The sequence below is a fragment of the Streptomyces sp. NPDC110618 genome (assembly GCF_055657065.1).
The window spans coordinates 159,841-180,608 of the sequence record NZ_JBVKBN010000014.1 but is presented as its reverse complement, the minus strand read 5'-3'; the positions used below and the strand labels follow the sequence as shown (position 1 = coordinate 180,608).

15 protein-coding genes and 1 pseudogene are annotated in these 20,768 nt (G+C 72.8%); 10 read left to right on the top strand and 6 right to left on the bottom strand.

Annotation, left to right across the window (positions count from 1 at the left end; all coding sequences use genetic code 11):
• Complete coding sequence (locus ACZ7L7_RS24105) at nucleotides 1-372, bottom strand: MerR family transcriptional regulator (protein ID WP_285510040.1); 372 nt, start codon at nucleotides 370-372, stop codon at nucleotides 1-3.
• A 37-nt stretch (nucleotides 373-409) separates the two neighbouring features.
• Between ACZ7L7_RS24105 and ACZ7L7_RS24100 the strand changes: the two are divergent.
• The 4 genes and pseudogenes from ACZ7L7_RS24100 to ACZ7L7_RS24085 form a co-directional block, all read left to right on the top strand.
• Nucleotides 410-1,629: pseudogene (locus tag ACZ7L7_RS24100) on the top strand (AMP-binding protein); the annotation flags it as partial.
• A gap of 123 nt (nucleotides 1,630-1,752) precedes the next feature.
• Nucleotides 1,753-6,975 (top strand): amino acid adenylation domain-containing protein, encoded by a 5,223-nt coding sequence (locus tag ACZ7L7_RS24095; RefSeq protein WP_472077095.1) that lies wholly within the window; start codon nucleotides 1,753-1,755, stop codon nucleotides 6,973-6,975.
• A 138-nt stretch (nucleotides 6,976-7,113) separates the two neighbouring features.
• Nucleotides 7,114-7,323, top strand: coding sequence for an MbtH family protein (locus ACZ7L7_RS24090; RefSeq protein ID WP_285510042.1), 210 nt, complete (start codon nucleotides 7,114-7,116; stop codon nucleotides 7,321-7,323).
• Entirely contained in the window at nucleotides 7,320-8,174 is an 855-nt protein-coding gene (locus ACZ7L7_RS24085) for a methionyl-tRNA formyltransferase (RefSeq protein WP_471593170.1), read from the top strand. Before ACZ7L7_RS24090 ends, ACZ7L7_RS24085 begins: the two co-directional genes overlap by 4 nt.
• A 30-nt stretch (nucleotides 8,175-8,204) precedes the next feature.
• Here the strand turns inward: ACZ7L7_RS24085 and ACZ7L7_RS24080 are convergent, their stop codons facing one another.
• The gene (locus ACZ7L7_RS24080) at nucleotides 8,205-9,050 is read right to left on the bottom strand and encodes a 5'-methylthioadenosine/S-adenosylhomocysteine nucleosidase (RefSeq protein ID WP_453604341.1); all 846 of its coding nucleotides are present in this window, start codon (nucleotides 9,048-9,050) and stop codon (nucleotides 8,205-8,207) included.
• 46 nt (nucleotides 9,051-9,096) lie between these two features.
• On the opposite strand from ACZ7L7_RS24080, the gene ACZ7L7_RS24075 reads away from it, so the two are divergent.
• Nucleotides 9,097-9,630, top strand: a complete 534-nt coding sequence (locus ACZ7L7_RS24075; protein WP_453604343.1) for a hypothetical protein — start codon at nucleotides 9,097-9,099, stop codon at nucleotides 9,628-9,630.
• Here the strand turns inward: ACZ7L7_RS24075 and ACZ7L7_RS24070 are convergent.
• Both ACZ7L7_RS24070 and ACZ7L7_RS24065 read right to left on the bottom strand, forming a co-directional pair.
• Complete coding sequence (locus tag ACZ7L7_RS24070) at nucleotides 9,623-10,312, bottom strand: response regulator (protein ID WP_285510046.1); 690 nt, start codon at nucleotides 10,310-10,312, stop codon at nucleotides 9,623-9,625. The genes ACZ7L7_RS24075 and ACZ7L7_RS24070 overlap by 8 nt on opposite strands.
• A complete protein-coding gene (locus ACZ7L7_RS24065; RefSeq protein WP_471593169.1) occupies nucleotides 10,309-11,958 on the bottom strand; it encodes an ATP-binding protein in 1,650 nt (549 codons plus the stop codon). Before ACZ7L7_RS24065 ends, ACZ7L7_RS24070 begins: the two co-directional genes overlap by 4 nt.
• A 212-nt stretch (nucleotides 11,959-12,170) precedes the next feature.
• On the opposite strand from ACZ7L7_RS24065, the gene ACZ7L7_RS24060 reads away from it, so the two are divergent.
• A complete protein-coding gene (locus tag ACZ7L7_RS24060) occupies nucleotides 12,171-13,595 on the top strand; it encodes a cation:dicarboxylate symporter family transporter (RefSeq protein ID WP_471593175.1) in 1,425 nt (474 codons plus the stop codon).
• Nucleotides 13,596-13,787: 192 nt separating this feature from the next.
• On the opposite strand, the gene ACZ7L7_RS24055 is transcribed toward ACZ7L7_RS24060, so the two are convergent.
• Nucleotides 13,788-14,273, bottom strand: coding sequence for a MarR family winged helix-turn-helix transcriptional regulator (locus tag ACZ7L7_RS24055; RefSeq protein ID WP_471593168.1), 486 nt, complete (start codon nucleotides 14,271-14,273; stop codon nucleotides 13,788-13,790).
• An 84-nt stretch (nucleotides 14,274-14,357) separates the two neighbouring features.
• Between ACZ7L7_RS24055 and ACZ7L7_RS24050 the strand changes: the two genes are divergently transcribed.
• Both ACZ7L7_RS24050 and ACZ7L7_RS24045 read left to right on the top strand, forming a co-directional pair.
• Complete coding sequence (locus ACZ7L7_RS24050; protein WP_471593174.1) at nucleotides 14,358-14,972, top strand: maleylpyruvate isomerase family mycothiol-dependent enzyme; 615 nt, start codon at nucleotides 14,358-14,360, stop codon at nucleotides 14,970-14,972.
• 460 nt (nucleotides 14,973-15,432) lie between these two features.
• Nucleotides 15,433-16,155: a helix-turn-helix domain-containing protein gene (locus tag ACZ7L7_RS24045; protein WP_453604349.1), complete on the top strand. Its 723-nt coding sequence runs from the start codon at nucleotides 15,433-15,435 to the stop codon at nucleotides 16,153-16,155.
• A gap of 30 nt (nucleotides 16,156-16,185) precedes the next feature.
• On the opposite strand, the gene ACZ7L7_RS24040 is transcribed toward ACZ7L7_RS24045, so the two are convergent.
• Complete coding sequence (locus ACZ7L7_RS24040; RefSeq protein WP_093720193.1) at nucleotides 16,186-17,211, bottom strand: ATP-dependent 6-phosphofructokinase; 1,026 nt, start codon at nucleotides 17,209-17,211, stop codon at nucleotides 16,186-16,188.
• Nucleotides 17,212-17,461: 250 nt separating this feature from the next.
• Here ACZ7L7_RS24040 and pta point away from each other — a divergent pair, with 250 nt between their 5' ends.
• Complete coding sequence (pta, locus tag ACZ7L7_RS24035) at nucleotides 17,462-19,552, top strand: phosphate acetyltransferase (RefSeq protein ID WP_471593167.1); 2,091 nt, start codon at nucleotides 17,462-17,464, stop codon at nucleotides 19,550-19,552.
• The gene (locus ACZ7L7_RS24030; RefSeq protein ID WP_285510050.1) at nucleotides 19,549-20,763 is read left to right on the top strand and encodes an acetate kinase; all 1,215 of its coding nucleotides are present in this window, start codon (nucleotides 19,549-19,551) and stop codon (nucleotides 20,761-20,763) included. The genes pta and ACZ7L7_RS24030 overlap by 4 nt, the downstream gene beginning before the upstream one ends.
• Nucleotides 20,764-20,768 lie beyond the last annotated feature (5 nt).

Here is a 20,768-nt window from a genome sequence, read left to right as displayed (position 1 = left end):
CTACCCTCCCAGTTCGCACTTCGGATCCTCCGCGAGCGCGAGCCGCACCCCGATCTTCGCCCGCACGGCCTGCAACTCGGCGATCAGCGCGTCGAGTTCGTCCAGCTTGCGCCGGTACACCGCGAGCGAGGCCGGACACACGTCGCCCTCGGGATGCCCGGCCCGCAGACACTCCACGAACGGCCGGGTCTCCTCCAGGTCGAACCCGAAGTCCTGCAACGTCCTGATCTGCCGCAGCAGCCTCAGATCGCTCTCGTCGTAGGTCCGGTAACCATTGCTCGCGCGCCGCGCGGGCAGCAGCCCCCGGGACTCGTAGTACCGCAGCGTCCGGGTCGTGATCCCGGCCCGCTCGGCCAGCTCGCCGATTCGCATACGTACGACCGTAGACCTTGACGCGGACGTCAAGGCAATGACGTACGTCGGTGGCGGCGGGCCGCTAACGCGGGCCCTCCGCCTGCGAATTGAGGTCCGGAATGGACATGGGCAAAGCTTTTGTACACCCGATCGGATGACCGCGCTGAGCCGAGCGAGTGACGGGCGGGCGGAACGTCACTGCGGTGCGCTTTGGATGAAGTCCATGATCTTTTCTGCAGCGACCGGGGCGTCCTCCTACCCGGTCGGCGATACCGGTTTCCCGCTTCCCGTGCACCGCGCCGTCGCCGCCGTCGCACTGCGCGCACCGGACCTCCCCGCGGTCGTGGAGGAGGGCGGCAGGACCTGGTCGTACCGCGAACTGTGTTGCTGGACACAGGAGTTGGCCGGCCTGCTACGGGCGGCCGGGGTCGGACCGGGGGCCGCGGTCGCACTGCGGCTGCCGCGTTCGGCGCGGTTGATCGCCGGGCTGCTCGCGGTCTTCGAGACCGGCGCCGCCGCCGTCGTGCTGGATCCGCGGACCCCCGACGAGCGCCTGGCCGCCATCGAGGACGACGCGGCCTGTGTGGCGGTACTCGTACCGGACGGGGAGAGCGCGCGTGCGGGCGGTCCCCGGCCCGTCCCCGTGCCCGCCGCCTCCCGCGGTGTCGAAAGCCTCGGTCCTGCCGTGCCGGACGGCGAACCGGACCGCGTGGCCTGCGTCTTCTACACCTCGGGATCGACCGGCCGCCCCAAGGGCGTGCAGCTCACGCACCGCAATCTGGCGAGCTTCGCCGCCGACCCGCACTGGGAGCGGCCCGGCCACCGGGTCACGGCGCTGGTCTCCGCGCTCGGTTTCGACGCGCTCAGCCATGACCTGTGGCTGCCGCTCCCCGCGGGGGCACGGTGGTCGTCCCGGCCGAGGACCGGCTGGACGCGCACCGGCTGGCCGCCCTGGCCGAGGCCCACGGGGTCACCGGGGTCTTCCTCACCACCGCCTGGTTCAACCAGATCGCCGCGGACGACCCGGGCGCGCTGCGCGGGCTGCACACGGTCCTCACCGGCGGCGAGGCCGCCGACCCGCGGGCGTTCGCACAAGTCCGTGCGGCCTGCCCAGAGTTGTGGATCGAGCACGTCTACGGCCCCACCGAGTGCACCACGTTCACCACCCGGCACCTCCTGCCGCCGGGCGGGCCGGTCCCCGGCGAGCGGGTCCCGATCGGCACGGGCCTGCCCGGTGCCGCCGTACGGCTGCTCGGTCCGGATCTAGCCGAGGTGCCTCCCGGCGAGCCCGGCGAGGTGTACGTGGCGGGCGACCAGGTCGCCTTCGGGTACCTGGGACGGCCGGGCCTGACCGCCGAGCGGTTCGTCGCCGACCCCTACGGCCCGCCGGGCACTCGTATGTACCGCACCGGCGACCTCGCCGTCCGCGGGTCCGACGGTGCGCTGGAGTACCTGGCGCGCAACGACGACCAGGTCAAGATCCGCGGCCACCGGGTCGAACCGGGCGAGGCGCGCGCCGCGCTGGCCGCCCTGCCCGGCGTCGCCCGGGCAGAGGTCGTCGTACGGGACGGGCGGCTGGTCGGCTACGCGGTCCCCGAGCGCGACGCACCGGGGGTCACCGGGGAGGACCTGCGCGCCCGGCTCGGCCGCGTACTGCCCGAGTACCTGGTGCCCACGGCCGTGCTGCTGATCGACGAGATCCCGCTGACCGTGAACGGCAAGGTGGACCGGGCGGCGCTGCCCGCACCGGCCGTGGTGCGTGCCGGGGCGGGGGTCGCGCGGACGCCCGCCGAGAAGGCGCTGTGCGCGGCCTTCGCGGAGGTGCTGGGGCTGCCCGGGACGGGCACCGACGACGACTTCTTCGCCCTCGGCGGTGACAGCATCACGGCGATGCGCCTGGTCAGCCGGGTGCGCCGGGAAAACGTGGCGATCAGCTCGCAGGACGTCTTCCGGCTGCGCACCCCCGGCGCCCTGGCGGCCGCCGCACAGGCGGCGGCCCCGGCAGCGGACCTGCTGCACCAGTCGGCCACCGGCAGGCTCCAGATGCCGCCGATCGCGCTGTGGCTGCGTGAACAGGGCGCGGGAGTGGAGGAGTTCGTCCAGTCGGTGCTGCTGCGGACACCGCCCGGTCTGCGGCGGCCGGCGCTGGTCGCCGCCCTCCAGGCGGTGCTCGACCGGCACGACGCGCTGCGCACCCGGCTCCCCGACCCGTCCACCGACGCCGTGTGGCAGCCCGAGGTACTGACCCCGGGCGAGGTGGCGGCGAGCACCCTGCTGGACGTGGTGGACGTGCGGGAGCTGCCGGGCTCTCCCGACCCGCGCGCGGTCCGGGAGGCGGTGGGGCGCGCCATGCGGTCGCTGGACCTGCCCGCGGGCCGGACGCTGCGCGCGGTGTGGTGGGACGCGGGCCCAAAGCGGCCGGGACGGCTGCTGCTGGCCGTGCACCACCTGGTGGTGGACGGGGTCTCCTGGCAGGTGATCGCCCAGGACCTGGCGCGGGCCGCCGGGGACCCGCGGGCCCTGGGCGCCTGGGGAACGGCCACCCCCTACCTCCGCTGGGTGCGGGAGAACAACGCCCGGGCCGACAGCTCCGAGGTACTGGCGACGCTGCCGCACTGGTTGGCGGCGGGCGTCCCGGCGGAGCGGCCCTGGCCCGCGCACGGGCCGCTGGACCCGGAGCTGGACACCGTCGGCACGTCCCGCTGTCTGGAGTCGGTGCTGCCGGCCGGGATCGGACGCGCCCTGCTCACCACGGCGCCGGCTCACTACGGCGCCACGACCCAGGAGTTGCTGCTGGCCGCGCTGACGGTGGCCGCGGCCCGGCGCGGCGGTTCCCGGACGCTGGTCCTGGACACCGAGGGGCACGGGCGGGACGGCGCGGCGGACGCCGAGGGGGCCGATGTGTCCGCCACGGTGGGCTGGTTCACCTGCATGTTCCCGGTGCGCCTGGAGTGCCCCCGGCAGGCGGCGGATCGGGGCGCGGGGGACGCGGCCCTCGCCGCCGCGGTGCGTGCCGTCCGTGAGCAGTGGCAGCGGGTGCCGCGCGACCGGGCGTCGTACGGGCTGCTGCGCCATCTGCATCCGCAGACGGCCGGTGCGCTGGCCGCCGCACCCGGCCGGCCGGTCCTCTTCAACTACCTGGGCCGGTACGCCGTCGCGGGCGCCGACGCCTGGCCGTACGCCGACGAGGCGCCCGTGCTCGGCATCCACCGGGCGGCCCGGCAGCCGTTGTCCCACCCGCTGGAGATCAACGCGGTCGTCGACGAGCGCACCGGAGAGCCGCTGCTGACGGCCGTGTGGCGCTGGTCGGCACGGCTGGTGGACAGCGGCGACGCCACGGGCCTGGCCGCGGAGTGGGCCGAGGTGCTCACCGCTCTCGTCCGCGCGGCGGAGACCGGGGAGCGGGCCGGGGAACAGGTCGTACCCGCGCCGCGCGAGGGGGAGCGGTGGCCCTGCTCCCCGTTGCAGGAAGGGCTGCTGTACCACGCCCACCGGGACGCCGACGGCGCCGACCCCTATCACGTACAGACCGTGCTCGACCTGGCCGGAGAGGTCGACACGGCCGCTCTGGGCCTGGCGCTGTCCCGGCTCACCGAGGCGCATCCGGCGCTGCGGGCCGGGTTCCGCTGGGACTGCCGGGGGCAGGCCGTGCAGTTCGTGCCCGGCACCGTCGAGGTCCCGTTGCGGGAGGTCGACCTGTCCCGGCTGCCCGAGCCGGACCGCGCCCGTGCCGCCGAGGAGGAGACCCGCCGGGACCGGGACGAGCCGTTCGACCTGGGCGCGCCGCCGCTGCTGCGGGCGGTGCTGCTGCGGCTGGGCGGGGAGCGGTCCCGGCTGCTGCTGAGCTACCACCACATCCTCATGGACGGCTGGTCGATGCAGGTGGCGCTGGCCGATCTGGCCGACCTGTACGGCCGGTTCGCCTCGGGAGAGGTGCCGGGTCCCCTCGCCCGGCCGTCTGCGCTGGACTATCTGCGGCATGTGGCCGACCAGGACGCGGAGTTGGCGGGGAAGCACTGGCAGACTCTGCTCGCCGACGTGACGGAGCCGACGCTGCTGATGCCGTCGTGTGCCGAGCGGCGGGGCCGTCCGCACACGGTCCTGCTGGAGCTGTCCGCCGAGCGGACGGCGGCCCTGCGGGCGCGGGCGCGTGAGCGGGCGCTGTCCCTGAACACCCTGGTCCTGGGCGCGTGGGCGCTGGTGCTCGCGCAGCTGACCGACCGCGAGGACGTGGTGTTCGGCACGGTCGTCGCCGACCGTCCGCCGCACCTGGACGGGGTCGAGTCCATGGTCGGGCTGATGAACAACGCGGTACCGGTACGGGTGGACACCGCCGCGGCCAGGAACCGGGGCGCGCTGCTGGCGGCGCTTCAGGAGCAGCGGACCGAGCTGATGCCGTACCAGCATCTGGGCCTCGCGGAGATCATCCGGGTGTGCGGGCTGCGCGAACTGTTCGACACCGTCGTCGTGCTGGAGACGTACACGGACGCCTTCGCCACCCGGTGGGGGGCGGAGCTGCGGGTGACGTCCAGCAGGGTGGAGAACGGCACGCACTATCCGCTGTGCCTGCTGGTGTCGCCCGGTGAGCGGATGAGTATCCGGGTGCAGTACCGGCCGGAGAACATCGGCGAGGGCGGCGCCCGTGGGATCGGTGAGCGGTTCGTCGAGGCGCTGGACGCGCTGACCGCGGATCTGTCGGCGCCCGCGGCACTCCCGGTCGCCCCGGCGCTCGCCGTGGGCCGGTCAAAGACGCAGGTGCCGCTGCCCGCACCGGTGCCCGTGCTGGAGCGGTTCGCGGCGTGCGTGCGGGCCGAGCCCGGGCGGGCGGCCGTGGTCGACGGCGACGGAGTGCTGGACTACCGCGGCCTGGACACGGCCTCGGACCGGCTGGCCGGGGAACTGACCGCCCGCGGCATCGGCGCCGAGGACGTGGTCGCCCTGTGCCTCAGGCGCGGCCGGGACGCGGTGACGGCGATGCTGGCGGTGCTCAAGGCCGGCGCCGCCTACCTGTGGCTGGACCCGCGCCACCCCGCTCCCCGGGTGGCGGCGCTGGCCGCCGAGGGGCGGCCTGCCCTGCTCGTACGGCACGAGGAGTTCGACGAGGCCCTGGCGCTCGTCCCCGCCTCCGTGCCGCGCATGCGGCTGGCACCTCGGCATGTGTCCCCCGAGCCGGTGCCCGGTGCCGACCGGGTCCGTCCGGTCCGGCTGCCCGGCCATCCGGCGTACGTGGTGCACACCTCCGGGACGCAGGGGACGCCGAAGGCCGTGGTGATGCCCGGGGCGGCCCTGGACCGGCTGGTCGACTGGCACGAGTGTCGCTTCCCGGCCGAACCGGGCGCGGTGACCGCCCAGTTCACGTCGATGGCGTTCGACGTCGCCACCCAGGAGGTCCTCACCGCGCTGTGCACGGGCCGCACGCTGGCCGTGCCGGACGCGGACACGCGTGCCGACGCGGCCGCGTGGACGGCCTGGCTGCGCGAGCACCGGGTCACCGAGCTGTTCGCCCCCACGCCCGTGCTCGCCGCGCTGTGCGAGTTCGCCGACGGGGACCGGGAGACCCTGCCCGACCTGCGGCATCTGGTGCAGGCCGGGGAGGCGCTGGTGGTCGGACCGCAGTTGCGCGCGCTGTGCGCGAGCGGCGGCAAGCGGCTGCACAACCACTACGGGCCGGCCGAGACGCACGTCGTGACGGCGGGCGAGGTCGCCGGGGAGCCCGCCGACTGGCCGGCCCGCCCGTCGATCGGCCGCCCGGTGCCCGGTTCACGGGTGAGGGTGCTGGACGCCGGACTGCGACCGGTGCCCGACGGGCTGGTCGGCGAGCTGTATCTGGCGGGTGACCAAGTGGCGCGCGGGTACCTGGGACGGCCGGGGCTCACCGCGGCGCGGTTCGTCGCCGACCCGTGGGGACCGCCGGGCTCGCGGATGTACCGGACCGGCGACCTGGCCCGTCAACTCCCGGACGGCTCGCTGGAGTTCACCGGCCGCAACGACGACCAGGTCAAGATCCGCGGCCATCGGATCGAGCCGGACGAGGTGCGCGCCGCGCTGGCCGCGCTTCCCGGCGTGGTGCAGGCCGCGGTGGTGGCGGGGCCGGACGGACGCGGCGGCAAGGAGCTCACCGGATACGCCGTCGGCGCGGCCGAGTCGGGTGCGCCGCTGGACGGGGGTGCCCTGCGGGCCGCGCTCGCGGAGGTACTGCCGGACTTCATGCTGCCGGCCCGGGTGATGGTGCTGGACCGGATGCCGCTGACCGTGAACGGCAAGGTCGACCGGCGTCGGCTGCCCGAGCCGCAGCGGGCGCCCGCCGTGCTGCGGGAACCGCGCACCCCGGCCGAGCGCGTGGTGGCCGAGGCCTACGCCGAGGTCCTAGGGGTGGAACGGGTCGGCGTCGACGACAACTTCTTCGACTTGGGCGGGCACTCGCTGCTCGCCGCCCGCCTGCTCCAGCGGCTGCGCGAGCGCCTGGACCCGTCGGCCTCCCTGGCCCAGGTGATGCAGCGGGCCACACCGGCCGCGCTGGCCGCCGCGCTCACGGCGGAACAGCCGACGGAGCCGGGGGCCACTCCCCCGGTACCGCCCGGACCCCGCGAGGGCGGCGCCCCCGTGACCACGCGCGGCTGAGCGGACCGCCGGTCCCCGCCCGCGGCGGCGGGGACCGGCCTTGGCTCCCCCGCCCCCCTTCCCTTCAGCAGTGCTCTCCCGACGGATCACGGCTTCACATCCGGCGGTGCTTCGCGCCGCCGCCACACAAGGAGACCCATGAACCCCTTCGACGACCCCGACGGCACGTTCCTCGTGCTCGCCAACGACGAGGACCAGCACAGTCTGTGGCCCGCCCATATCGCCGTGCCGGACGGCTGGCGCGAGGTGCACCCCCGCGCCGACCGCGCCACCTGCATGGCCTGGATCGAATCGACCTGGACCGATCTGCGGCCGCGTTCGCTGCGGGCCGCCGGAGCCGGCCGGTGACCGCCCCGGACACGCCCGCGCTGCGCGTCGCTGTCGTGGCGGCCCTTCCGCAGACCGCGCCGCCGCTGGTCGAGGCGCTGCACGCACTCGGTCACCGGGTGCCGGTGGTGATCGGCTACCGGCGCCCCGCCGACTGGCCCGGACATGTGCTCGGCGAGCAGGACCTGCCGCCGGGTGTGGACCTGGGGATTCCCTCGCGCACGGGGTCCATCGCCGGGCTGCTGCGCGCCTACGCCGTGGACGTGGCCGTCAGCTACGGCTACCCGAGGAAGCTGCCCGCCGCCGCCGTGACCGCGGCCCGCCTGGGCATCGTCAACTGCCACCCGTCGAAGCTGCCCTCCTACCGGGGCCCCAACCCGGTGGGGTGGGCCGTACGCAACGGTGAGCGCAGCATCGGCGTGACCTGGCACCGGATGGACGCGGAGCTGGACACCGGCTCCGTACTGGCCCGGACCACGATCCCGCTGGACGAGGGGACCTGGTCGTTCACCGGCGTCAACTCACGGGTCCTGCAAGCCGCTTCGGAGCTGCTGCCGGAGGTTCTGTCCCGGCTGGTGCGCGGAGAGGAGGGCGAACCGCAGCCGCCCGGTGAGGGCTCCTGGGCCGGGTTCTTCTCGGAGGACTACGCCACGGTGGACTGGTCGGCGGACGCCGCGCGGATCCACACCCAGGTCCGGGCTTGGAACATCGCCGGTCATCACCCGCGCGTGCAGGGGCCGGTGGCGGTGATCGACGGCTCGCGGTGGCGGCTGCGCCGCACCACGCTGCAGGAACCACCGCCGGGCACCGGCCGCCGCATCACGTGCGGCACCGGACACCTGTGGGTCCTGGCGGCCGACCCGCTGGACTAGCGGTACGGGGGTCCGGCCGCCCCCGGACCCCTACCCCCGGTCGACCCGCTTGCCGACAACGGGACCGTTGAAGACGCCGCCGCGGAAATCGATGTGGTCGCCCCCGTAGCGGGGGCTCTCCCGGTCGGTGGAGGGAGCGGCGGAACTCCCCCGCGGCCGGTGCTTGCGCAGCACCGCCACCGCGACCTCCGCCGCACGCGCCGCCGCACGCTCCTGCGAACCGCCCTGGTCCGCATCGGACTTGTCGGGGTTGGCCCGGTCGCTGATGCCCCGGACGACCAGCGCGTCCAGTTGCCCGCTGACGTGGGCCGCGTGGACGGCGCCCGCGCCCTCCATCTCGATGGCGTTGGCGTCGTTGTAGGTGCGGCGGACGAACTCGGCGAAGGCCGACCTGTCGTCGGTCAGGACGACGTCACCGCAAGCGATCGGCTTCAGATGGCCTTGTACGCCGTCCAGCCCGCGCAGCGCCGAGCGCGCCGCCTGCACCAGACGGTTCGAGCCGTGCCACACCTCGGGGCGGGCCAGGAAGCCGTCCGGGGTCACCTTGCCGCCCTGCACCGCGTACACCTTCGTGCCGATCACCACGTCACCGATGGCCACGTCGTCCTTCAGGGAGCCGGCCACGCCGACGAACAGGACCGCCTCGGGGCGCAGCCAGCCCAGGATCTGGGTGGTGAGGGCGGACGCGTTCACCGCGCCCTCGCCCAACTCGGCGACCGCCAGCCGCCAGTCGGTGCCCGTGAGGGGCCCGCACTCCACACGCGTGCCGTCCTCGTGCACCAACTCCTCGATCCCGGCGCCGAGATGGGCGCGTACGGCGTCGTACTCGACGGGCAGTGCGGTCAGGACCACGACGGTGGGTGAAGTCTGCGGCACGCGATTAAGGTACTGCCAGGAACCGTCACCGAGGGAGGAAAAGTACATGGCGGAGCGCGATGTGACCCTCGGTCAGCTGCTCCTCGCCGAGTACCAGACCGTCAAGGACGAGCAGAAGACCCGGATCGGGTTCCGCGACAACCTCCTCTACGTCACCCTCACCGTCGTCGCCGCCGTGATCGCCGCCGCCGCGCAGGCCGAACAGTCCGCCATGCTGCTCGCCGTCCCGCCCGTGTGCGTCGTCCTCGGCTGGACCTACCTGGTCAACGACGAGAAGATCTCCGCGATCGGGAAGTACATACGTGAGGACCTGGGGCCCCGGCTGACCCAACTCTCCGGATCCGAGGGCGCTTTCCGCTGGGAGACCGCCCATCGCACCGATGCCCGCCGCCGGTCCCGCAAGGCCGTCCAGTGCGCCGTCGACCTGCTCGCCTTCTGCGTCGTCCCGCTCGCGGGGCTCGCCGTCTACTGGGGCGCCGGGCAGACCTCCGCCGGGCTGGTCGTCGTGTCGGTGTTCGAGGCGCTGGCCCTGCTGGGGCTCGGCGTGCAGGTCGTCCTGTACGCGCTGCCGTTCAGCTAGGGCCCTTCACCCAGCGGTACTGCAGCTCCGGGCGCCCCACCGTCCCGTACTGCGGGTTGCGGGCCGCTCGGCCCGCGTCCACCAGGTGCTCCAGGTACCGGCGGGCCGTGATGCGCGAGATGCCCACCGCCTCCGCGACGCCGGTCGCGGTCAGGCCCTCCGCGGAGTCCCGCAGGGCCACCGTGACCCGCTCCAGGGTGGGGGCGCTCAGGCCCTTCGGGAGGGCGGCCGGGCCGGGGGCGCGCAGGGTCGCCAGGGCGCGGTCGACCTCGTCCTGGCCGCTCGCCTCGCCCGCCGCCGCGTGGAACTCGGCGTACCGGACGAGCCGGTCGCGCAGCGTCGCGAAGGTGAACGGCTTCAGGACGTACTGGACGACACCGAGCGACACCCCCTCGCGGACCACCGCCAGGTCGCGTGCCGAGGTCACCGCTATGACGTCCGTGTGGTGGCCCAACGCCCTCAGCGAGCGGGCGAGTTGGAGGCCGTGCACATCGGGGAGGTGGAGGTCGAGCAGGAGCAGGTCCACCGGAGTGCGGTCCAGTGCCCGGCGCGCCTCCGCGCCCGTGTGCACCTTGCCGACCGCGACGAATCCGGGGACCCGGTTGACGTACATGACGTGGGCATCGGCGGCGACCGGGTCGTCCTCCACGACCAGGACCCGGATCGGTGTGTCGGTGCTCATACGTCGCCTCCAGAGACTGCGCCCCCAGAAACTACGCCCTCACCGGCCGGTACGACGCCCAGGGGCAGCCGTACCTCGAACTCGGCCCCGCCCTCGGCGGCGTCCGCCACCGTCAGGGTCCCCTCGTGCCGGGCGACCGCCTGCCTCACCAGCGCGAGCCCGAGGCCCCGGCCGCCGGGACCCACGGCGGGCTTGGTGGAGAAGCCCCGCTCGAAGACCGCCTCCGCGTGCTCGGGGTCCACCCCGGCGCCGGTGTCGGAGACCTTCAGGACCAGCTCGGCCCCTGCCGTGTACGCGGTCACCGTGACCCGCGCCCGGACACTGCCCTGCGCCGCGTCCACCGCGTTGTCGATCAGGTTGCCGAGGATGGTCACCAGGTCCCGGGCGGGCAGCGACGACGGCAGCAGTCCGTCGTCGAGGCGGCTGTCCGCGGACACCACCAGCTCCACGCCCCGCTCGTTGGCCTGCGCCGTCTTGCCCAGCAGCAGCGCCGCCAGCACCGGTTCGCTGACCGCCGCCACCACCTGGTCGGTCAGGGCCTGCGCCAGTTCCAGTTCGGCGGTGGCGAACTCCACGGCCTCCTCGGCGCGCCCCAGCTCGATCAGCGAGACCACGGTGTGCAGCCGGTTGGCGGCCTCGTGCGCCTGCGAGCGCAGCGCCTGGGTGAAGCCGCGCTCGGAGTCCAGCTCACCCATCAGGGACTGGAGTTCCGTCACATCGCGCAGGGTGACGACCGTGCCCCGGCGCTCGCCGCCGGAGACCGGTGAGGTGTTCACGACCAGCACCCGATCGGCCGTCAGATGCACCTCGTCCACCCTCGGCTGCGAGGACAGCAGCGCGCCGGTGAGGGAGGGCGGCAGCCCGAGGTCGGCGACCGAGGTGCCGACCGCCTCGTCAAAGACGCCGAGCAGTTCCCGGCCGCCGTCGTTGATCAGCGCCACCCGGAACTGCCCGTCCAGCATGAGCAGCCCCTCGCGCACCGCGTGCAGGGCGGCCTGGTGGTAGTCGTGCATCCGGCTCAGCTCGGCCGCGTTCATCCCGTGGGTGTGCCGCCGCAGCCGGGCGTTGATCACGTACGTGCCCACCGCGCCCAGCGCCAGCGCGCCGCCCGCGACCCCGAGCAGGGCGGCCAGCTCGTCCCGCACCCGCTTGCTGATCTCCTCCACCTTGATGCCCGCGCTGACCAGGCCGACGATCCGCCCGCCGTCCCAGATCGGGGTGACGGCGCGGACGGACGGGCCGAGGGTGCCGGTGTAGGTCTCGGTGAAGGAGCGGCCCTCCAGGGCGGGGGCGATGTGGCCGATGAACGGCTGGCCGATCTCCTGGGGGTTCGGGTGGGTCCAGCGGATGCCCCGCGGGTTCATGATCGTGACGAAGTCGACCCCGGTGTCCTGCTGCACGTGCACGGCGTACGGCTGGAGCGAGGAGGAGGGGTTGTCGGTGCGGATGGCCTGTCGCACCGAGGGGGAGTCGGCGATCGAGCGGGCCACGGCCAGTGCCTGGCGGCCCGCCGCCTCCTCGGCCTGGCTCTGGTCGCTGACGTAGCTGAACAGCGCGTATCCGGTCACGAGTACCGCGATCAGCACGGCCTGCATGGCGAACAGCTGGCCGGCCAGGCTGCGGGGGCGGGGGACGGGGATGCGCATGTCGTCAGTGTGCATCCGGACGTATGCGCATGTCGTCGGTGGGTGTCCCGACGTAGCGCGCACTGTCGGTGGGTGTCCTGACGTAGCGCGCACTGTCGGTGGGTGTCCTGACGTAAGCGCGAACTAAATGAACGTAAGGGTGACCGCCCTCACAGGCCGGGAGATAGTCACGGCATTCCCCAAAACCCCCGGGCGTGAGCCGCACGCCGGTGATGCCGACGACGACGTCAAGGAGGGCGACCGTGGCCGCCAGTACCCCCAGGACGGCACCCGCTGCCAAACGGGACCGCACGCACTATCTGTACATCGCGGTGATCGTCGCGGTCGCCCTCGGCATCGCCGTCGGGCTGATCGCGCCGGACTTCGCGGTGGAGCTGAAGCCGATCGGGACCGGCTTCGTGAACCTGATCAAGATGATGATCTCGCCGATCATCTTCTGCACGATCGTGCTGGGCATCGGCTCGGTGCGCAAGGCCGCCAAGGTGGGCGCCGTCGGCGGTATCGCGCTCGGCTACTTCCTGGTGATGTCGCTGGTGGCCCTGGGTATCGGCCTGGTCGTCGGCAACATCCTGGACCCGGGCTCCAGCCTCGCGGTGACCGACGCGGTCAAGGAGGTCGGACAGGCCCAGGTCGACGCGGAGGCCAAGGACACCACCGAGTTCCTGCTCGGCATCATCCCGACCACGATCGTGTCCGCGTTCACCGCGGGCGAGGTCCTGCAGACCCTGCTCATCGCCCTGCTCGCCGGGTTCGCGCTGCAGGCCATGGGCAACGCCGGGCAGCCGATCCTGCGCGGTGTCGAGCACATCCAGCGGCTCGTCTTCCGCATCCTCTCCATGGTGATGTGGGCCGCCCCGATCGGCGCCTTCGGTGCCATCGCCGCGGTCACCGGCTCGGCCGGCCTGGACGCGCTCAAGAGCCTCGCGGTGCTGATGCTGGGCTTCTACACCACCTGTGTGCTGTTCGTGTTCATCGTGCTCGGCATCCTGCTGCGGGTGGTCGCGGGCCTGAACATCTTCACACTCTTCAAGTACCTGGGCCGCGAGTTCCTGCTGATCCTGTCCACCTCTTCCTCCGAGTCCGCGCTGCCGCGGCTCATCGCGAAGATGGAGCACCTGGGTGTCAGCAAGCCCGTCGTCGGCATCACGGTCCCGACCGGCTACTCCTTCAACCTCGACGGCACCATGATCTACATGACCATGGCGTCCCTGTTCATCGCCGACGCCATGGGTACGCCGATGTCGATCGGCGAGCAGATCCCGCTGCTGCTGTTCCTGCTGGTCGCCTCGAAGGGCGCGGCGGGTGTGACCGGCGCCGGGCTCGCCACCCTGGCGGGCGGACTGCAGTCCCACAAGCCGGCGCTGGTGGACGGTATCGGCCTGATCGTCGGCATCGACCGGTTCATGAGCGAGGCCCGCGCCCTGACGAACTTCGCGGGCAACGCGGTGGCCACGGTGCTGATCGGCACCTGGACCAAGGAGATCGACCGCGGCCGGGTCGACCAGGTGCTCGCCGGACACCTCCCCTTCGACGAGAAGACGCTCCTCGACGACGGGCACGAGTCCGGGCACGAGTCCGAGGAGGCCCCGGCGGAGGTACCGGAGCAGGGAGGCGAGAAGGAACTCGCCAAGGCGTAGGCCGGAAACGGCCCGAGGCGTAGGCCCAAGACGGCCTGCCCAAGGCATAGGCCGGAGACGGCCCAAGGCGTAGGCCGAAGACGGCCCAAGCCTTACGCCGGACACGATCCGAGGCACAGCCCGGACGCGCTCCAGGACCCGGCGGGTCCCGGTCCTGACCGCCAGGACCCGCCACTTCGGAACCCCGAGCGATCAGGCGCTCCCCCCGCCCTGACCGCTCGGGGTTCCCCCTTGTCCGGGCGCCCACGGGTCGGTGATCTCCCGCAGCAGGGTGAGCGCCTCACGCAGTTGCCGCATCCGCCGCTTGCCGAGGTGCTCCTCCCACTCCCGCTCCACCTCGGCGACCACGGCGTCGGCGACCTCCTTGGCCGCCAGCGCCTTGTCCGCGAGGCACACCAGCCGGGCCCGCCTGTCGGTGGGGTCCGGCTCGCGGCGTACGTACCCGGCCTTCTCCAGCTGGTCGACCAGGAAGCCGGCCGTCTGCTTGGTGATCTGCGCCTGCTCGGCCAGCTCGGTGAGCCGGGTGCCCTCGGGTCCGACGCGCTGCAGGACCCGGGCCTGGGCCGGGGTGAAGTCGTCGAATCCGGCCTCGGCAAGGGCCGCGAAGACCCGCTCCTCCAGCGCCCGGTAGGGCAGGAACAGCAGAACGCCGGTGCTCAGCTCGCTCTCGACGACCACGGACGACGCCCCCTCGAACGCACCTTGACACTGGTCAGTCTCTCTGACTAATTTGGTCAGAGAAGCTTACCACTTGAGTGGGTGGTGATTCCTGTGACCGTCGTCCTGGGCACGGACGAGCGCTGGCGGATCGTCGACGAGCAGCGCCGGACGCTCGCGGACCTCCTGGAGGGGCTCACCCCGGCGGAGTGGGAGACCCCGACCGCCTGCGGCGACTGGCGGGTACGGGACGTCGCCGCCCATCTGACCCTGGCGCCGCGCTTCTCCTACGGCGACCTGGTGCGCGACATGGTGCGGGCCCGGGGGAACATGGACCGCCTGATCCACGACACCGCGGTGCGCGAGGCGGCGAAGCCGACCGAGGAGATCGTCGCCGACCTGCGCGGCATCGTCGGCTCCCGCCGACAGGCGCCCATGACCACACCCCGGGAGCCCCTGCTGGACATCCTGGTCCACGGCCAGGACATCGCCCTGCCCCTCGGCCGCCACCGCGAGATGCCCCCGGCGGCCGCCCGGGACGCGGCGGACCGCGTCTGGACCATGCGCTTCCCGCCGCGCCCCTGGCCCCTGCCGCGGAAGAAGCTGGTGGCGACGGACATCGAGTGGTCCCGGGGCGAGGGCGAGGAGGTCCGCGCCCCCATCGCCGAGCTGCTGATGCTGCTGACGGGGCGGGAGCGGGTGGCGCGGGCGCGGGAGTAGGGCACTTCGGAACAGCGGACCGTACGAAGACCGCATGAAGCAGGGCACCCCGGGACAGCGGACCGTGTGACAGCAGGCCCCCGGCGCAGCGGACCGTACGGTTTGCGCCGCGCCGCCCGTGCCGATCCGCGCACCACCCGGCGCGCACTCGCCTTCGACGTCCGATCACCCGGACGAAGCACCAACCGCCCCGACGGAGGCGGACGGTGGCCGGCCCCGGAGGTCCGGCGCCCGCACGCATCCGCGAATATGCCCGCTGAGCTTGCCGTTCGACCCCGCACCACAGCCCCACGCCCCCGCGCGAGCGCCCCGGCGCGCATCGCATCCGCACGCGCCCCCAACCCCACCGGCGACCTTCGGCCATACGTCCGGAACGGCCGGAACCGTACGTTCCTACAATCCGTGATCCTGGCCGAACAGACCGTAGTCACCACCCCCGCGCGCCCCTAGCTTGAGGCACGTGCGCCGACCCCCTGCTCAGCCGAACCGCCCCAGTCCGCCGACTCCCCCGTTCAACGCCCCCGCCGCCCGCCGCCTGCGTGCCGCCCTCAGCATGGGCCCCGAGCATGTCGCCTACGGCATGCGGGTCTCCTACGGTCTCCCCTACGTCACCCCGGACCTCGTCACCGCCTGGGAACGCGGGGTCGCCGTCCCCAGCAATCCCGAACTCACCGCTCTCGCGGGCGTGTTGTGGTGCTCGCCCGGTGAACTCATCGGCCGGCCGAGGAGCCTGCGCGAGCACCGCATGGCCCGCGGGCTCGCGCCGGAGGACGTCGCGCGTGCCGTGGGGCACGAGGTGCAGGCGTACTTGCGGATGGAGGAGAGCGATGACTGGCGCGGCACCGAGCGGCAGTCCGCCGCCCTCGCCGAACTGCTCGGACTGAGGCTGCCCGACCTGGTCGCCGTCACCGGGCGCGACGCCCGGCTCGCCGATCTGCTGCGCAGCGCGGTGACGACGCGCTGGCAGGCGTACGCGCGCCCGGTCGGCAAGCTGGTGCCGCTGGACCGGCGGCTGGTGGAGGACGCGCTGCAGGAACTGCACCGGGAGTACCACGGCCAGATGGTGGCCACCCTCAGCTGGGGCAGCGAGGGCGGCTCCAGCGCGGCAGGCCGGGACTTCCTGGACCGGATCGTCGACCACTTCTGGACCAGGGTCAGCGACCGGGCCCCGGGGGCGATCTGAGCCGCCCCGGAGGCAAGGGGCCCCGAGGTCCTAGAAGACCGACTCCGCCTCGTCCATCCGGTCCTTCGGGACCGTCTTCAGCTCGGTGACCGCCTCGGCCAGGGGCACCATCACGATGTCCGTGCCGCGCAGGGCGGTCATCTTGCCGAACTCGCCCCGGTGCGCGGCCTCCACCGCGTGCCAGCCGAAGCGGGTGGCGAGGACACGGTCGTACGCGGTCGGCACACCGCCGCGCTGGACATGGCCGAGGATGACCGGCTTGGCCTCCTTGCCGAGCCGCCGCTCCAGCTCGTACGCCAGGGCCGTACCGATGCCCTGGAAGCGCTCGTGGCCGAACTTGTCGATCTCGCCCTTGCCGTAGTCCATGGTGCCGTCGGCCGGGTGGGCGCCCTCGGCGACGCAGATCACGGCGAACTTCTTGCCGCGCGCGAAGCGCTCCTCGACCATCTTCACCAGGTCGGCCGGGTCGAAGGGGCGCTCGGGCAGGCAGATGCCGTGGGCGCCGGCCGCCATGCCGGACTCCAGGGCGATCCAGCCCGCGTGACGGCCCATGACCTCGACGACCATCACCCGCTGGTGGGACTCGGCGGTGGTCTTCAGGCGGTCCATCGCCTCGGTGGCGACACCGACCGCGGTGTCGAAGCCGAAGGTGCGGTCGGTGGAGGAGATGTCGTTGTCGATGGTCTTCGGGACGCCGACCACCGGCAGCCCGGCGTCGGAGAGCATGCGGGCCGCGGTCAGCGTGCCCTCGCCGCCGATCGGGATCAGGGCGTCGATGCCGAAGTCGCGGATCATGTCGGAGGCGTTCTCGCAGGCCTCGCGGAGCCGGTCGCGCTCCAGCCGGGAGGAGCCGAGGATGGTCCCGCCGCGGGCCAGGATGCCGCTGACGGCGTTGAGGTCCAGCGACCGGTAGTGGCCGTCCAGGAGGCCGGAGTAGCCGTCCTCGAAGCCGATCACCTCGTCGCCGTACGTCGTGACGGCCCGGTGCACGACCGACCGGATCACTGCGTTCAGGCCGGGGCAGTCGCCGCCTGCGGTGAGAACTCCGATACGCATCGTGCTGTGTCTCCTGCTCGCTGTTGATACCACCGGTGAGCCAGTCCGATTGTTTCACGTCCGGGAGGGCGATGCCGCACCCTCGGACTGACGGGCGCCTTAGCTACCGGCGGAGGTATTGTCAAGAGGGTTCTGCTCACCTCGGTGGGCGATTTTTATGACACCCGACTGTGTATGACACCCACCGGTGTATGACACCCAACGGTGAATGCCACCCGACTTCGGTCGTTGGACGAAGGGGAGAGCACGCGTGACGCGCAGCGTGTACGTGACGGGGATCGACCGCGGGGACGGTCGCCAGGTCGTCGAACTGGGGGTGATGGAGCTCCTGACCCGCCAGGTCGACCGGGTGGGCGTCTTCCGGCCCCTCGTGCACGAAGGGCCGGACCGCCTCTTCGACCTGCTGCGCGCCCGCTACCGGCTGGCCCAGGACCCGGCGACGGTCTACGGCCTCGACTACCACGCGGCCTCCGCCCTCCAGGCCGAGCAGGGCACCGACGAGTTGGTCTCCACCCTGGTCGACCGCTTCCACCGGGTGGCCCGCGACTACGACGTGGTCCTCGTCCTCGGCACGGACTACTCCGACACCCAGTTCCCGGAGGAGCTCTCCCTCAACGCCCGGCTCGCCAACGAGTTCGGCGCCTCCGTCATACCCGTCGTCGGCGGCCGCAGGCAGACCGCCGAATCGGTGCTCGCCGAGACCCGCAACGCCTACCGCGCCTACGACGGCCTGGGCTGCGACGTGCTCGCCATGGTGACCAACCGGGTGGCCCGGGAGGACCGGGACGCGATCGCCGAGCGGCTCTCGGGACGGCTCCCGGTCCCCTGTTACGTGCTGCCCGACGAGCCCGCGCTGGCCGCGCCGACGGTCGCGCAGGTCGCCACCGCGCTCGGTGCCAAGGTGATCCTGGGCGACGACTCGGGGCTCGCCCGGGACGCGCTGGACTTCGTCTTCGGCGGCGCGATGCTGCCGAACTTCCTCAGCGCCCTGACGCCCGGCAGTCTGGTCGTCACCCCCGGGGACCGGGCCGACCTGGTGGTCGGCGCGCTCGCCGCGCACAGCGCCGGGACCCCGCCGATCGCCGGGGTGCTGCTCACCCTGAACGAGGTGCCGGGCGACGACATCCTCACCCTCGCCTCCCGCCTCGCCCCCGGCACCCCGGTGCTCTCGGTGCCCGGCAACAGCTTCCCCACCGCCGAGCAGCTGTTCTCCCTGGAGGGCAAGCTGAACGCGGCCACCCCGCGCAAGGCGGAGACCGCGCTCGGCCTGTTCGAGCGGTACGTCGACACCGGGGACCTGATCAAGCGGGTCAGCGCCCCGAGCAGCGACCGGGTCACGCCGATGATGTTCGAGCACAAGCTGCTGGAGCAGGCCCGCTCCGACCTCAGGCGCGTGGTGCTCCCGGAGGGCACCGAGCCTCGGGTGCTGCACGCCGCCGAGGTGCTGCTGCGCCGCGGGGTGTGCGAACTGACCCTGCTCGGCCCCGTGGACCAGATCCGCAAGAAGGCCGCCGACCTCGGCATCGACCTAGGCGACTCGCAGCTGATCGACCCGGCCACCAGCGAACTGCGCGACTCCTTCGCCGAGAAGTACGCCGCCCTGCGCGCCCACCGGGGCGTGACGGTGGAGCTGGCGTACGACGTGGTCTCGGACGTGAACTACTTCGGCACGCTGATGGTCGAGGAGGGCCTCGCCGACGGCATGGTGTCGGGCGCGGTGCACTCCACGGCGGCCACCATCCGCCCCGGCTTCGAGATCATCAAGACCAAGCCGGGAGCCTCGATCGTGAGCAGCGTCTTCTTCATGTGCCTCGCCGACCGGGTGCTCGTCTACGGCGACTGCGCGGTCAACCCCGACCCGGACGCCGAGCAACTGGCGGACATCGCCGTCCAGTCGGCGACGACGGCCGCGCAGTTCGGCGTGGAGCCGCGGATCGCGATGCTGTCGTACTCCACCGGTACGTCCGGTACGGGCGCCGACGTGGACAAGGTGCGCGAGGCGACGGAGCTGGTGCGGCTGCGCAGGCCCGACCTGAAGATCGAGGGCCCGATCCAGTACGACGCGGCCGTGGAGCCGTCGGTGGCCGCGACCAAGCTGCCCGACTCCGAGGTCGCGGGGCAGGCGACGGTGCTGATCTTCCCGGACCTGAACACCGGCAACAACACCTACAAGGCCGTGCAGCGCTCGGCCGGCGCCATCGCCGTGGGCCCGGTGCTGCAGGGTCTGCGCAAGCCCGTCAACGACCTGTCCCGCGGCGCGCTGGTGCAGGACATCGTCAACACCGTCGCCATCACGGCGATCCAGGCCCAGTCCCCCGTCGAAAAGGCGTCCCAGCAGTGACCTCGTCCCGTGTCCTCGTCCTGAACTCCGGCTCCTCGTCGGTGAAGTACCAGCTGCTCGACATGAGTGACAGCCGGCGGCTCGCGCAGGGGCTCGTCGAGCGGATCGGCGAGGAGACCTCGCGTCTGAAGCACACCCCGGCCGACGGGGAGACCCGGGAGTGGTCCGGGGCGATATCCGATCACGACGCCGCGCTGAAGGCGGTGGCCCAGGAGCTGTCCCGGGACGGGCTCGGCCTGGACTCCCCGGAGCTGGCCGCGATCGGGCACCGGGTGGTGCACGGCGGCAAGTACTTCACCGAGCCCACCGTCATCGACGACCGCGTGCTCGCCGAGATCGAGCGGCTGATCCCGGTCGCCCCGCTGCACAACCCGGCGAACCTCACCGGCATCCGCACCGCGCAGGCGCTGCGCCCGGACCTGCCGCAGGTCGCCGTGTTCGACACCGCCTTCCACACGACGATGCCGGAGTCGGCGGCCCGCTACGCGATCGACGTGGCGACCGCCGACGCGCACCGCATCCGCCGCTACGGCTTCCACGGCACCTCGCACGCCTACGTCTCCCGCGCCACCGCGAAGCTGCTGGGCAAGGCGCCGGAGGAGGTGAACGTGATCGTGCTGCACCTGGGCAACGGCGCCTCGGCCTCGGCGGTGCGCGGCGGGCGGTGCGTGGACACCTCCATGGGGCTCACCCCGCTGGAGGGGCTGGTGATGGGCACCCGCTCCGGGGACCTGGACCCGGCGGTGATCTTCCACTTGATGCGGGTCGGGGGAATGTCCGCCGACGAGATCGACAATCTGCTCAACAAGAAGAGCGGGCTGATCGGCCTGTGCGGGGACAACGACATGCGGGAGATCCGGCGCCGGATCGAGGAGGGTGACGAATCGGCGCAACTCGCCTTCGACATATACATTCACCGGCTGAAGAAGTACATCGGCGCCTATTACGCGGTGCTCGGCCGGGTGGACGCGGTGGCCTTCACAGCGGGAGTCGGGGAAAACGCGAGCGCCGTGCGGGAAGCTGCGGTGGCCGGCCTGGCGGAGCTGGGGCTCGCGGTGGACGGCGAGCTGAACGCCGTACGCGGCGACGCGCCGCGGCTGATCTCGCCGCCGTCCGCGAGGGTGGCCGTGGCGGTGGTACCGACCGACGAGGAACTGGAGATCGCGACACAGACGTACGCGCTGGTAAAGGACTCGGACATTCTCACCTGAGCGGC